The sequence below is a fragment of the Rhizobium sp. FG113 genome (assembly GCF_057809895.1).
Genome location: NZ_JBMDKV010000010.1, coordinates 60,166 through 72,974, shown reverse-complemented (window position 1 = coordinate 72,974; position 12,809 = coordinate 60,166). Strand labels below are relative to the sequence as shown.

13 protein-coding genes are annotated in these 12,809 nt (G+C 62.8%); 7 read left to right on the top strand and 6 right to left on the bottom strand.

The window, feature by feature from the left end; all coding sequences use genetic code 11:
- Positions 1-278 precede the first annotated feature (278 nt).
- Both ACODTZ_RS21620 and ACODTZ_RS21615 read left to right on the top strand, forming a co-directional pair.
- Entirely contained in the window at positions 279-647 is a 369-nt protein-coding gene (locus tag ACODTZ_RS21620) for an Hpt domain-containing protein (protein WP_018900545.1), read from the top strand.
- 215 nt (positions 648-862) lie between these two features.
- Positions 863-1,183, top strand: a complete 321-nt coding sequence (locus ACODTZ_RS21615) for a 2Fe-2S iron-sulfur cluster-binding protein (protein ID WP_018900544.1) — start codon at positions 863-865, stop codon at positions 1,181-1,183.
- A gap of 315 nt (positions 1,184-1,498) precedes the next feature.
- Here ACODTZ_RS21615 and ACODTZ_RS21610 read toward each other — a convergent pair whose 3' ends face one another.
- Positions 1,499-2,125, bottom strand: a complete 627-nt coding sequence (locus tag ACODTZ_RS21610; protein ID WP_112980468.1) for a DUF922 domain-containing Zn-dependent protease — start codon at positions 2,123-2,125, stop codon at positions 1,499-1,501.
- 93 nt (positions 2,126-2,218) lie between these two features.
- On the opposite strand from ACODTZ_RS21610, the gene folP reads away from it, so the two are divergent.
- From folP to folK, 3 genes are read left to right on the top strand one after another with little or no spacing between them, the layout of a single operon-like run.
- Entirely contained in the window at positions 2,219-3,091 is an 873-nt protein-coding gene (folP, locus tag ACODTZ_RS21605) for a dihydropteroate synthase (RefSeq protein WP_489027926.1), read from the top strand.
- Entirely contained in the window at positions 3,088-3,456 is a 369-nt protein-coding gene (gene folB, locus ACODTZ_RS21600; RefSeq protein WP_018900541.1) for a dihydroneopterin aldolase, read from the top strand. The genes folP and folB overlap by 4 nt, the downstream gene beginning before the upstream one ends.
- A gap of 1 nt (position 3,457) precedes the next feature.
- Positions 3,458-3,967, top strand: a complete 510-nt coding sequence (gene folK / locus ACODTZ_RS21595; protein ID WP_489027924.1) for a 2-amino-4-hydroxy-6-hydroxymethyldihydropteridine diphosphokinase — start codon at positions 3,458-3,460, stop codon at positions 3,965-3,967.
- A 56-nt stretch (positions 3,968-4,023) separates the two neighbouring features.
- Here the strand turns inward: folK and ACODTZ_RS21590 are convergent, their stop codons facing one another.
- From ACODTZ_RS21590 to ACODTZ_RS21575, 4 genes are all read right to left on the bottom strand, one after another.
- Positions 4,024-4,572, bottom strand: a complete 549-nt coding sequence (locus ACODTZ_RS21590) for a hypothetical protein (protein WP_047512225.1) — start codon at positions 4,570-4,572, stop codon at positions 4,024-4,026.
- Between the two features lie 204 nt (positions 4,573-4,776).
- Complete coding sequence (locus ACODTZ_RS21585) at positions 4,777-5,865, bottom strand: YcjF family protein (RefSeq protein ID WP_489027922.1); 1,089 nt, start codon at positions 5,863-5,865, stop codon at positions 4,777-4,779.
- Positions 5,862-7,337: a YcjX family GTP-binding protein gene (locus ACODTZ_RS21580; protein ID WP_489027920.1), complete on the bottom strand. Its 1,476-nt coding sequence runs from the start codon at positions 7,335-7,337 to the stop codon at positions 5,862-5,864. The genes ACODTZ_RS21585 and ACODTZ_RS21580 overlap by 4 nt, the downstream gene beginning before the upstream one ends.
- 72 nt (positions 7,338-7,409) lie before the next feature.
- On the bottom strand, positions 7,410-7,907 hold the full coding sequence (locus ACODTZ_RS21575) for a SixA phosphatase family protein (RefSeq protein WP_047512219.1): 498 nt from the start codon (positions 7,905-7,907) through the stop codon (positions 7,410-7,412).
- A gap of 274 nt (positions 7,908-8,181) precedes the next feature.
- Between ACODTZ_RS21575 and dksA the strand changes: the two genes are divergently transcribed.
- Entirely contained in the window at positions 8,182-8,601 is a 420-nt protein-coding gene (dksA, locus tag ACODTZ_RS21570) for an RNA polymerase-binding protein DksA (protein ID WP_018900535.1), read from the top strand.
- Positions 8,602-8,689: 88 nt separating this feature from the next.
- Here dksA and ACODTZ_RS21565 read toward each other — a convergent pair whose 3' ends face one another.
- Positions 8,690-9,790 (bottom strand): flagellar biosynthetic protein FliO, encoded by a 1,101-nt coding sequence (locus tag ACODTZ_RS21565; RefSeq protein ID WP_489027917.1) that lies wholly within the window; start codon positions 9,788-9,790, stop codon positions 8,690-8,692.
- Between the two features lie 284 nt (positions 9,791-10,074).
- Between ACODTZ_RS21565 and cckA the strand changes: the two genes are divergently transcribed.
- The gene (gene cckA, locus ACODTZ_RS21560) at positions 10,075-12,675 is read left to right on the top strand and encodes a cell cycle histidine kinase CckA (protein WP_489027915.1); all 2,601 of its coding nucleotides are present in this window, start codon (positions 10,075-10,077) and stop codon (positions 12,673-12,675) included.
- The last annotated feature ends 134 nt before the right edge of the window (positions 12,676-12,809 follow it).

The following is a 12,809-nucleotide window of genomic DNA, read 5'->3' as shown; positions in this document are numbered from 1 at the left end:
GCAAAGGCTTCCACAACCGAGCTCTCCCAGTCGTATCGTAGTGACACATCCGGGCCTGCTAGACAATTAATGCGTTCGGTCAAATGCCGAGTTATTAACGCTTGATTAACCCGAATTAACGCCAGCGCGGCCTTGAAATCCAATGTGTTAGAAGTGTTTGACGGGCGTTAACCATATGACGAGAAATTCGCCCTGATTGCGCCCGAATTTAACGCGATTGGCACTGCGCCCCCGCAACATCATTCAAACGGCGGGACCTAAGACGGGAGAATTGGCATATGGCAGCAGTCAGTATTGCGTTCGCGGCGCCAGATCATGGCAAGGGACAGGTTCCCTCGCAACAGCGGCCGGTCGACCTTGTTCACTTGGCCAACCAGACGATGGGCGACAAGGCGCTTGAACTTGAAGTCCTGCAGATGTTCGCGCGTCAGGCGCGCGCTTGCCTGCACGACATGTCTTCCGGCGACGGCAAGGCGATCGTAGCAGCCGCCCACAAGCTCAAGGGCGCGGCAAGCGCCGTCGGCGCCTTCAGGGTTCGCGACGCGGCCGAAGCGCTCGAGGGCAATTGCGGCGATGCTTCGAACATGGCCGCCGTCGGCGTCGCCGTCATCGAGGCGGAGAATTTCATCCTGAAGCTTTGCCGCTAGGCGGCAATGACGCCATCAGGTGTTCGATCATGGGACCCGTTGCACCATTGCGGAGCAGCGGGTCTTTTTATTGCTCTTGGCGTGGCGCAATCTGACAAGCGTGTCGCTTCCAAATCTGGAATGAAGAGCACAAGGGCGGTCGTTGTTGACTGCCTCGCGTAATTGTTGGAAGTAAAAATCCAAACCCATCCCATTGATGATCACCGGAAAACACCATGCCCAAACTGACCATTGTCGCTTTCGACGGTACGCGCTTCGATCTTGATGTCGATCAGGGATCGACCGTCATGGAAAACGCCGTGCGCAACTCCGTGCCGGGCATCGAAGCCGAATGTGGCGGCGCCTGCGCTTGCGCGACCTGTCATGTCTACGTCGACGAGGAGTGGACCGAGCGCGTCGGTCCGCCCGAAGCGATGGAAGAAGACATGCTCGATTTCGCCTTCGACGTTCGCCCGACCTCGCGTCTTTCCTGTCAGATCCGCATGAAGGCGGCGCTGGATGGGCTGACCGTGCACGTGCCGGAACGCCAGGCTTAATTCTCCGAAGCATAGTCCTCCCGAGGATGAACCGGCCAAAAAAAGCCTCGCTTGCCGATGTGACGAGCGAGGCGAGGTAGGCGCATTACCTACGGCCAAGGGAGGATCGACCGCGGCTTCGCAACGCGCCAGGAGAACCCAGAAAACGAAAGTCCCGGCTAACGGACCTGAACTTTCGAATGACTGAATATTAGCGCGTTGTGTTTCACAAATCTATGGTGAGAAATTACCATTCATTGGCTGGGGCCGTGCCGGTTTCGCACAATTTTCATTGCGCGGCTAAGGTTCGGCCGTCGATTTTCGCCCGAGAATCAGCTATTTTTCGCCGCCCGATGGTTTCAGGCGGTTATTCAGCAGGCGCAGCATGCGCTTCTGGAAGTTGACCGCCTCGACCTGATCGAATCGCGCCTGGAGCCTGTCGTGCTCGGCAATTCCACGTGTCGATACCTCCGTCACCAGCTCCTGCATGGCTTCGCAATTGGGCTGCGAGGGGAGTGCCAGGATCTTGCGCTCCATGTTGCGCGCCTGGGTTCGGGCGATCTCGGCATGGCGTTCCTCATGCCGCTTGATGTCGCTCGACAGCGTGTCCCAGATCATCGACAGCTCAGGGCTGGCACCGCGACGGTTGTTCCAGCGCGGCAGGATGATCTGCGTATGCACGGTCACGCGCGCGGTGCTGACGCGGCAGCGGCCGTTTTCCTCGACATAGGTGGCGTCGCCGCCGAAACGGATCTTGGTGGCGCCGGGGTGGCGGGCAGACGAGCCGTTGGCCGTCGGGCCGCGCGTGCTCAGCTGCTCGTCCAGTTCGTCGGCGGTTTTGCCTTTGATGTTGAAATAGGAATAGCTCTTGGTGGCCACCACGGCGGCGCTTGCGGGATAGCCAGCGGATAGCGAGACGGAAATGGCGAGGAGGAGCGGCATATAACGCGACACGGACGGCATTCTGCAAATACTCATGTTGAAGTTTGCGGGAGCTTGGGGCATAGCCACCGCTAGCGCAATATGATGACGCTGTTTTTTCGATCGATAGGATGAATGCAGGTGGCAAAGCTTGGCAGCAGTTTCTGGCGCGTCGGGCACAGCCGCGAGATCGAGCTCGGCTCGACCGCGGTCATCATGGCGATCGTCAACGTCACGCCGGACTCGTTTTCCGACGGCGGTCGCTACGACAGCGTCGACAAGGCCGTGGCGCATGCGCTGGATGCGGTCGAGGCTGGTGCCGGCATTATCGACATTGGCGGCGAATCCACGCGGCCGGATGCCGAGAGCGTCGATGCGCGGGAGGAGCAGGCGCGGGTGCTGCCTGTCATCGAGGCGCTGCGCGGCAAGACCGAGGCGCTGATTTCCATCGATACCTATCGCGCCGAGACCGCGCGCCTTGCCGTCGAGGCCGGTGCGCATATCGTCAACGATGTCTTCGGTCTGCAGAAGGAGCCTGACATCGCCGATATCGCGGCGAAGACCGGCGCGGGGATCTGTGTGATGCATACGGGCCGTGACCGCGACAAGCTGGATGATGTTATCGCCGATCAATTTCTGTTCCTGGAGCGGTCCCTGGAGATCGCCGGACGCGCCGGCGTGGCGCGGGATCGCATCGTTCTCGATCCCGGCTTCGGCTTTGCCAAGGATACGCAAGAGAATCTCGAACTGATGGCGCGTTGCGACGAGCTTCAGCGGCTTGGCTTTCCGATCCTGGCCGGCACGTCGCGCAAGCGGTTCGTCGGTGCGGTCACGGGCCGCGAGGCGGCCGATCGCGATGCGGGCACGGCGGCCACCAGCGTGCTCCTGAGACTGAAGGGCGCCGCTATTTTTCGGGTACACGATGTCGCAATCAACAGGGACGCGCTTGCCGTGACTGATGCTATGCTGAAGGCACGCGACGCATTCGAGCGGAAGGGCACGTTATGAGCACCACCTACACTATCACCTTGCAGAATTGCGCCTTCTTCGCCCGCCACGGCGTTCACGACGAAGAGGAGTTTCTGGGGCAGCGTTTCTTTGTCGATGCCGAGCTCGATGTCGTGACCGGCACCGCGCTGGAGACGGATTCGATCGATGATACCGTCAATTACGGCATCGCCTTCACCGTCATCGAGGAAATCGTCACCGGCAAGCGACGTTATCTGATCGAGGCGCTGGCGCTCGATATCGCCAAGGGGCTCTGTCAGAAGTTCCCGCAGATCAAGCGGGCGAAGATTACCGTCCGCAAGCCGAACGCGCCGGTTCCCGGCGTGCTTGATTTCGTCCAGGTGAGCGTCGAACATTTTGTCTGACATGGCTTTTGAGACCGCCACGCTTGGGCTTGGCGGCAATATCGGCGATCCCGTCCACTCCATGGCGCAGGCGCTCAAGGCGCTGGATGCGCGGGCGGATTGCCGCGTCGTCGCTGTCTCCCGGCTCTACCGCACGCCGCCATGGGGCAAAACGGACCAGTCGTTCTTTTTCAATTGCTGCGCCGAAGTGTCGACGTCGCTTCAGCCGGAAGCGCTGCTCGATGTCTGCCTCGACATTGAGCGCGGCATGAAGCGGGAGCGCATCGAGCGCTGGGGGCCGCGCACGCTCGATATCGATGTGCTGACATACAACGATATCAGCCAGGATGCGCCGAGGCTGGAGCTCCCGCATCCCCGGATGACGGATCGCGGCTTCGTGCTGATGCCGCTCGCCGACTTCGCGCCCGATCTGATCGTCAAGGGTGTCGCGGTTCGCGACTGGCTGGCTCGCGCCGATATCCAGGGGATCGAGGTTGCCGATCAGAGCATGGATTGGTGGCGTGGCGCCTGAAACGAAAGAAGCGGCCGTTGGGCCGCTTCGTCGTGTGTTTCATTTGTCTCTATTGATTATTCGACCGAGCCGACGGTCATTTCGTCGACCTGGCGGGACAGGGTCAGGCCGATCACGGGGATCATCTGGCTTTCGACCTTGACCGAGACGGTCACGTTCATCGTCTTGTCGTCGCGGACGCGGGCGATCATGGCGCCGTTGAGCTTGGCACGGTTCAGGCCGACCACGACGGTGTCTTCCGTTACGGTGCCAGAGACGACGTCGAGACCCTTGCCGGCGGCGCCGTCGAGGAACTTGCCCTTGTAGCTGTTTCCGGACTGGGTGATCAGCGCGCTCATCGGCTGCTTGAAGACGCCGACGCGGCAGCTGCCGTCGAGCTTGACGCCGGTGCCGTCGGTGACGGGCTCGCCGATCAGGTTGCAGGTGAATTTGGTGCCCTTGTACTTGCCGGCGACGATTTCGCCTGGACCTCTCCAGGAGCCCGCGACGGATTCGAAGAATGCCTTGTCACGCGTGGCGGCGGTGGCTGCTGGAGCCGTTTCGGCAAATGGCGACAGGGCGATTGCCGCGAGACCGAAGAGATAGAGAAACTTGCGCGAGTACATGGATTTTCCTTGGCGAACCATATCGCTTAACTGGTGCCAAGTTTTGCCGAAAAATGGTTAATGCTTGGTTTCTAATGGGGCGACAGCGGCGCATTTGCGGGCTTTTCGGTGCCCGAAGGCCACTGGCCTGCCTCGCATAAGCTATTGAATCGCATCGGATTTATGAAGTCGACCGTTCGGAGCGAATGGTTTACGGATCTCGGCTCAATTCCGCCCTTTGCCATCACTCTTCGTCATCGATGGCGTGAGATCGCCGATGAAGTCACCGATTCCCGGGCGCTTCAGGGCGCGGAACGCCAGCGGGCGGCAGAGGTCCATGGCGGCGATGCCGATGCGGGCGGTCATCAATCCATTGATCACACCTTCGCCGAGACGCGCCGAGAGCCTGGATGCCAAGCCGTGGCCGAGAACCTGCTGGACGAGGCTGTCGCCGACGGCGATCGATCCGGTGACGGCGAGATGGGCGAGAACGTCGCGCATCAGCCGCAGCATGCCGAATGTGCCGGGCCGGCCGCCGTAGAGATCGGCCATGGCGCGGATGAGCTTGGCGGCCTCGTAGAGAACGTAGAGCAGGTCGACGATGGCGCGCGGGCTGACGGCGGTGACGACCGAGACGCGTTTTGAGGCGTTGAGGATGAGGCTGCGGGCCTGTCGGTCGAGCGGTGCGAGCAGTTCGCGTTCGGCGAGCGCCACCAGATGCGGGGCGTCGATGATGTCGGTCTCGGCCGCCTTCAGCGTGGCGCGACCGCGCGCGGTCTCCGGCTTGTTTGACAGCAGATGCTCCAGGCTCTTGACCAGCGCACGCGCCTTGGCGGGCTTGGTCTCGAGGATCGCCGCTTCCGCCTCGGCCTTGATCGTCTGTACGGCGGCCAGCCGCATCATGCCCGCCGTTTCCCTGACGACCATGGCGATGACAGCCAGGATGCCGATGCCGACGGCGGCAAGCGCGGTGTAGCCCAGCCAATCGGCGCGGCTGAAGAGGTTGCGGATCAGGCTGTCGGTCCAGAGCCCGAAGGCGAGCGAGAACAGCACGCCAAAAGCACCAAGCGCGATCTTGCCGAAGGAGGTGCCGCGTTTGCGCGGCTGGGCGACGGGCAGGGCCGGGATGTCCTTTTCAGGATTGATGAAGGGATCGTCCTCGTCTGGTGTCAGCGTGATCTCGCCTGAGAAGGCGGCCGGCTTGCGGGGCTCCGGCGTTCGGCCGGTTTTGGCCTCCGGTTGCTCGCGTTCGTCCTCATAGGCGAAGGCGGCAGGCGCGCGGCGCGGGGGCTGGTCGGCGGGCGGCTTGATCATGCGAGGCGATCTCCGAACAGAAACTGCATGGCCCGGTCGAGCCGGATATGCGGCACCGACAGCTTGATGCCGCCGCCGGTCTCCTCAAGGCTCGGCGGGCGAAAGCGGACGACGTTCACGTCGGGCAGTTGGACATTCTCGTCGCCCGATTCGATGCTTGCAAAGAGGGCGGAGGGGTCTTCGGGCAGGTCGCCGGGGAAGATCGCGGTCTTCCTGATGCCGTCGAAGGTTTCGCCTGAAATCGTCTCGCCCTCGATCGGCGTGCCGACGATGACGGGCAATTCGTGGCCGTCGCGCTTGACGGTCGCCTCGCGTGTCGCCCGCACCGAAGCAAGCGCCATGACGTCGATGCCGGCGCCCGCCATGCCGATACGCTGGATGGCGCGGTCGACGAGGCGACGCGTCAGCGCATCGAGGCGGTGGTGGCTTTCGTGATGCAGGTGGTCGGCCTTGGTGGCCGCGACCAGAACGCGGTCTATGCGGCGGCCGAGCAGCGACGACAGCAGCGAGTTCGTGCCCGGGCGGAAGCAGGCGAGCACGTCCGTCAGCGCGCGCTCGAGATCCTGCACGGCCTCTGGGCCGCGATTGATCGCTTGGAGCGCATCGACAAGCACGATCTGGCGGTCGATGCGCGAGAAGTGTTCGCGGAAGAACGGCTTGACGACCACGGACTTGTAGGCCTCGTAGCGCCGTTCCATCATCGCCCAGAGCGAGCCCTTTTCGGGCTTTCCCGTCGGCGGCAGCACCAGTGGCGCGAAGGTCAGCGCCGGCGAGCCGTCGAGATCGCCAGGCAGAAGGAAGCGGCCAGGTGGGAGAGTCGAGAGGGAACGCTCGTCGGCCTTGCAGGCCTTGAGGTAATCGGCGAAGGCCGTGGCGAGCTCGCGGGCGCGCATTTCGTCTGCCGGGGCGGCGATGTCGCAATCGTCGGTCAGCGCCAGCCATGGCTGGGAGAGTTCCGTGCGGATGCCGGTGCGGGCCAGCGCGATCGTCTCTTCGCTGAAGGTGCGGTAGTCCTTGGCCAGCAGCGGCAGGTCGAGCAGCCATTCGCCGGGATAATCGACGATGTCGATCGAGAGCCTGCCTGGCGAGAAGAAGCGGCTCCAGCCGCTGGCGCTTTGGTAATCGATTGTCAGCCGAAGCTCTGAGATGGCGCGCGTGGAATCGGGCCAGATGCGGTCTTTCACCAGCGCCTTGATGTGATCCTCATACTGGAAGCGCGGTACGCTGTCGTCGGGTTGCTCTTCGAGCCGGACGGCGGAGACGCGGCCCGACTGGACGGCCTCGAACAGCGGCAGGCGGCCTCCATGCAGGAGGTTATGGACCAGCGAGGAGATGAAAACCGTCTTGCCCGCCCGCGAAAGGCCGGTGACGCCGAGGCGGATCGTCGGGTTGACGAGGCCGGAGGCGCGGTCCGACAGGGTGTCGAAGGCGATGCGCGCGTCGTCGGTGAAGGATGTCATGCTTGGCGGCAAGGCGAAATTCCGATTGCTGGTAGACGCCATATAGGAACCGGCACGCCGAAGAAAAAGAAGGTTGCGCGCCTGTCAGTCGATCATGAAGTCGATCAGGCGCCAGTTGTTGCGGCCCTGGTCGAAATCGAGCACCGCCAGACCGCCCGGCGGAAAGCCGTTCGGCAGCGCCTGCGCCAGTAGCTGGTGGCCGATCAGCGCTTCGAGCGTCTGCTCGATGACGGGATTGTGGCCGACGAGCATGACGGCGCCCATGTCCTGCTGCGCGCCGAGGATATCGAGATAGATTTCGGGCGTCGCGTTATAAAGCGCGTCGACGAAGCGGATATCGAGGTTTTCGCCCATCGCGCGGTGCACGGCGTCCGCCGTCTGGCGGCAGCGTATGGCGGTGGAGCTGACGACGAGGTCGGGCTTGTAGCTTTTGTCGGCCGCGTTTTCGGCCAGGATCTCGGCCGCGGCATAACCGCGCTCGCTCAGCGGGCGGTCGAAATCGCTCTGGCCGGGGGCGGGAAATGCCGCTTCGGCATGTCTCAAAAGATAAATCCGGGAAGGCGGCGGCACGATTGCGGTCATCGGAAAGTCCCCGGTCGATTGATCTATTTCAGTAGCGCCAGCCCGGTGTCTTCGTCAACCGGCGAGCGGAATCCAGTGGGCAAGTTGCACAGGCCCTGCTACTTCAGCTGGCAAGCTGAAACGATGGCTTTAAAAAATAGTGACGTAAAAATAGCCTGTTAGCTCAAAATTGTGACAGATTTAAAAATGTGTTTACCTAGCGGATTGGGCTTGAATCGGACGCCGTGGTCGGGATATACAGCCGCCAGATGAGATGTTCTTCAGGAGAATCGCGTTGAGTGAGAAGATCGATCTTAGCAAATACGTGCCCTCGGAAGAGGAGGAGTTCATGAACGGTAACCAGCGCGCCTATTTCAGGGCGAAGCTGATTGCCTGGAAGAACGACATCCTCAGAGAGGCGCGCGAAACCCTCGAGCATCTTGCCGAGGAAAGCGCAAACCATCCGGATCTCGCCGACAGGGCGTCGTCCGAGACGGACAGAGCCATCGAGCTGCGCGCCCGTGACCGCCAGAGAAAGCTGATATCCAAGATCGACGCCGCACTGCAGCGTATTGAGGAAGGCACTTACGGCTATTGCGAGGAAACCGGTGAACCGATCGGCCTCAAGCGTCTCGACGCTCGCCCGATCGCAACGCTGTCCATCGAAGCGCAAGAACGCCACGAGCGTCGTGAAAAAGTCTACCGGGACGAATAATCCCGGTTACATCACAAACTAAAAAAGGCACCGCCATCGCGCGGTGCCTTTTTGTTTGCATGAAAGGGGCGGCAGTTGCCGCCGCCGGTCATTTGTCGCGGTTGACGCTCATTTCGCCGAAGATACGGGCCACCTCGTTTTGAAGGGCGGCGTCGGCGCCGGTGATCGGAGCCATCTCGGGATCGCGGCGCGGCATGTTTGAGGGCGCGGGGCGAGCGGGCGCGCTCTGAACCGGCGGCGCATTGTGCATCGGCATGTTCTGCGCTGCCATTGGGCGCTCAGCCGCCAGATTGCTCGTCATTTCCTCTTCCAGAACACGCTGGAAATCGCTGGGCTGGGCTGAAGGCGCCGGGCGAGCGACGGGCTGGAACGCGGCTGGTTGCGGCGTTGGCGCCTGCGGTGCCGGCGGATAGAGGTCGACGCGCTGCGGCGGCGTGGGCGGGCTCATCACCTGCGGCTCGATCCTCTGCGGCGTCAGGACGCGTTGGCGCGCCGAATCGAGAATATCGACGGCTTCGGCCGTTTCGATCGGCGCAGGCTCCGGCCGCGAGAATACCGGAGGCTGCGGGCGTGGTGCGACGGGTGCCGGCGTGATCGATACCGGCGCGGCTGGCACGGGGACGGGGCGCGGAGCGGGTTCGATCTCGGGCTCGAAGACCTGATGCTGCGGTGCCGGCGGCGGCGCGATCGGTGGGGTGTCCAGGCGCTCGGCGCTTGGCGCAAACTCTTCGATCGGCGACAGGCCGCGCGTGGGGGCCGGGCGCGGTGCGGGTGGGACAATGACCACGGGCTCGGGCTCAGTCACGGCGGACGTCATCACGGGCTCGGCGGGCCGCTCGCTGGGGGCGGCCGGCTGCGGTGCTTCCGGGCGTGCCGGCTCGCTGACGGTCTCGATCTGCCCATCCGGCAGGATGCGGCTTTCGATGACGATATCGGAGGGGCCGCCGATCATGATCAGATGTTCGACATCGTCGCGGCGCACCAGCACAAGGCGGCGTCGGGCGTCGACTGCTGCGGCGTCGAGAACCTGAAGACGTGGCTGGCGGTTGCGGCCGCCGCGAACGAAGGGCGAGGATGCCCGGTTGCGCATGATCCAGAGGACCGCGACGAGCAGCAGCAGGGCGATGGCCACGCCGCCCGCGGCAATGATGAAGCGGCTGCCATAAGATTCCATGATGCCATCGAACATAGTCACGTACTCCTTTGCGGCGTTCAACCACATGACGATTTTTAAGCTTCCTAGACAAGGGGGAGGCGGCTTGTCCAGTCACCGAACGATGCGACGCAATGTCTGTGGAACGTCTCAATCTACATTTAACGGCAAAACTGGCGCTGTAGCTTGTGAATTCAATCACTCTTCATGGAGTGTGGTGTTTTTGGCGAGGCAGCAAATTGCTAAGAAGGAAAAGGCGCCTGATTCCTGCTTCGTCTGTTAGTCACGAATGAAGGCCGGCGGGCAATGCGAGGAAGTACATGACGAAATCCCGTCAGGCCGACAATTTTAGCGAACCGCTCGTGGACCGGGGAGGGCGCGCGGGAACCGCCGTGCGGATCCTGCTTCTGGCGCTGGTGCTGATCGGCGTCGCCGCCGCCTTCGTGGTGTTCAAGACCTCGCTCGACAACGAGATGGTGCTCGGCGTTCTCGGCGTGCTGGCCATGGTCGGCATCTTTTTCCTGGTGTCGTCGATCATCGGCTTCATCGAGGTGATGCCGCAGCGTCAGTCGGACAGCCTTGCCCGCGCCTTTCTCAACAGCCATCCCGACGGATCGCTGATCACCGACGAGAAGGGCCGGATCGTCTACGCCAATGCCGCCTATGGCGCGCTGACCGGCGCGCGTAAGCCGACCGAGGTGCAGACGCTGGAAGCGCTTCTGTCGCGCCACCGCGAATCCAACGAGGCGCTGTATAGGCTCTCGAACGGGCTGCGCGAGGGCCGCGAGGGACGCGAGGAATTCCGGCTGCTGCGCGCGCTCGGGCCATCGCCGAACGGTTCCGGTGCTCATTGGTACCGGCTGAAGGCGCGTATCCTGCAGAGCGAAGAAAGCGGCGGTAGGCCGCTGCATATCTGGCAGATCAGCGACATCACCTCGGAGCGCGACGACCAGGAGCGTTTCTTCAAGGAGCTACAGAACGCCATCGATTATCTCGACCACGCGCCTGCCGGCTTCTTTTCGGCGGGCCGCAAGGGCGAAATCTTCTATCTCAACGCGACGCTTGCCGAGTGGCTGGGGATCGACCTCACCAAGTTCATTCCCGGCTCGATGACGATCGGCGACATGGTGGCCGGCGAGGGGCTGGCGCTGATCCAGTCCGTGCAGGCCGATCCCGGCCTGCAGAAGACGGTGACGCTCGATCTCGACCTGAAGAAATCGAACGGCCAGGGCGTTCCGGTGCAGATCGTTCACAGCGTCACCTCGATGCGCGACGGTGCGCCAGGCGAGAGCCGCTCTATCGTCCTCACGCGGCGCGACAGCACTGACGGCGACCAGTCGGCGTCGGCTGCGTCGATGCGTTTCACGCGCTTCTTCAACAATACGCCGATGGCGATCGCCTCCGTCGATGGCGACGGCCGTATCCTCAGGACCAATGCGCCGTTCCTCAAACTCTTCTCCGGCATCGTGTCGCGCGATGACGTCGAGAACGGCGCGCTGTTCGAAACCATCGTGCAGGATGTCGACAAGCCGAGGCTGCAAGGCGCGCTTGCCGCTGCCAAGGACCGGCAGGGCGACATTCCGCCGCTCGATTCCAAGACGCAGGCCGACGACAACAGGCATTTCCGCTTCTATGTCAACGCCGTCATCGACCAGAGCGACGAAGCGCCGGAAGAGGCGGCGATCGTCTACGCCGTCGAGGTGACCGAGCAGAAGGCGCTTGAGGCGCAGATGGCGCAGACGCAGAAGATGAACGCCGTGGGCACGCTCGCCGGCGGCATCGCGCACGACTTCAACAACGTGCTGACCGCCATCCTGCTCTCCTCCGACCATCTGCTGCTGCAGGCGCGGCCGGCCGATCCTGGTTTTGCGGATCTGATGGAGATCAAGCGCAACGCCAACCGCGCCGCCGTGCTGGTGCGCCAGTTGCTCGCCTTCTCGCGCAAGCAGACAATGCGGCCGAGCGTGCTCAATCTGACCGATGTCGTCGGCGACTTGAGGATGCTGGTCGACCGGCTGCTGTCGGGCACCAATGTCAAGCTCGACGTCGAATACGGGCGCGATCTCTGGCCCGTGAAGACCGACCTGTCGCAGTTCGAGCAGGTGCTGATCAACCTCTGCGTCAATGCGCGCGACGCGATGCCGGAGGGCGGCAAGCTGACGGTGCGCACGAAGAACGCGACGGCCGCCGAGGTCGCTGCCTTCAATTACTCCTACATGCCGCATGAGGACATGGTTCTGGTCGAGGTGTCCGACAACGGCACCGGCATCGCGCCTGAGATCATGGACAAGATCTTCGAACCCTTCTTCACCACCAAGGAGGTGGGCAAGGGCACGGGTCTTGGGCTTGCGATGGTCTACGGCATCGTCAAGCAATCCGGCGGCTACATCCAGCCGGAATCGGAAGTCGGCAAGGGCACGACCTTCCGTGTCTTCCTGCCGCGTCACATCGTCGAGCCGGCGATTGCTGCCGAGGCCGATGCGGTCACCCCAAGCGCAGACAACGTCGTTGCTCTGTCGTCGGCGAAGGCGGAGCAGCCGGAGGATCTGACGGGATCTGCGGTCATCCTCCTGGTCGAAGACGAGGAGGCGGTGCGTCGCGGCGGCAAGCGCATGCTGGAGACGCGCGGCTACACGGTTCACGAAGCGGGATCGGGTGTCGAAGCGCTCGACATCATGGACGAACTCGATGGCAAGGTGGATATCGTCGTTTCCGACGTCGTCATGCCTGAAATGGACGGGCCGTCGCTGTTGCGCGAACTGCGCAAGAAATATCCGGATCTGAAGTTCATCTTCGTCTCGGGCTATGCCGAGGACGCATTCGCCCGCAACCTGCCGCCAGAGTCCAAGTTCGGCTTCCTGCCGAAGCCGTTTTCGCTGAAGCAGCTGGCTGTGGTGGTCAAGGAGACGCTTGAGGGGTAGGTGAGGGCGCTGGCAGCGTTGTGCCGGTCGGCGGTCCCTGTATAGGGCGTGCCGTGTGAAGCCCCCCTCTGTCCTGCCGGACATCTCCCCCACAAGGAGGGAGATTGGCTGGAGGCGACCGCTCGCTCCAATCT

Excerpts from the sequence above, each read along its gene's own strand:
- ACODTZ_RS21590 (WP_047512225.1), bottom strand. The coding sequence starts at position 4,572 with ATGTACTCGCGCAAGTTTCTCTATCTCTTCGGTCTCGCGGCAATCGCC.
- folP (WP_489027926.1), top strand. The coding sequence starts at position 2,219 with ATGCAGGTGGCAAAGCTTGGCAGCAGTTTCTGGCGCGTCGGGCACAGC.
- ACODTZ_RS21620 (WP_018900545.1), top strand. The coding sequence starts at position 279 with ATGGCAGCAGTCAGTATTGCGTTCGCGGCGCCAGATCATGGCAAGGGA.
- ACODTZ_RS21565 (WP_489027917.1), bottom strand. The coding sequence starts at position 9,790 with ATGTTCGATGGCATCATGGAATCTTATGGCAGCCGCTTCATCATTGCC.
- cckA (WP_489027915.1), top strand. The coding sequence starts at position 10,075 with ATGACGAAATCCCGTCAGGCCGACAATTTTAGCGAACCGCTCGTGGAC.
- ACODTZ_RS21615 (WP_018900544.1), top strand. The coding sequence starts at position 863 with ATGCCCAAACTGACCATTGTCGCTTTCGACGGTACGCGCTTCGATCTT.
- folB (WP_018900541.1), top strand. The coding sequence starts at position 3,088 with ATGAGCACCACCTACACTATCACCTTGCAGAATTGCGCCTTCTTCGCC.
- folK (WP_489027924.1), top strand. The coding sequence starts at position 3,458 with ATGGCTTTTGAGACCGCCACGCTTGGGCTTGGCGGCAATATCGGCGAT.
- ACODTZ_RS21585 (WP_489027922.1), bottom strand. The coding sequence starts at position 5,865 with ATGATCAAGCCGCCCGCCGACCAGCCCCCGCGCCGCGCGCCTGCCGCC.
- ACODTZ_RS21575 (WP_047512219.1), bottom strand. The coding sequence starts at position 7,907 with ATGACCGCAATCGTGCCGCCGCCTTCCCGGATTTATCTTTTGAGACAT.
- ACODTZ_RS21610 (WP_112980468.1), bottom strand. The coding sequence starts at position 2,125 with ATGCCGTCCGTGTCGCGTTATATGCCGCTCCTCCTCGCCATTTCCGTC.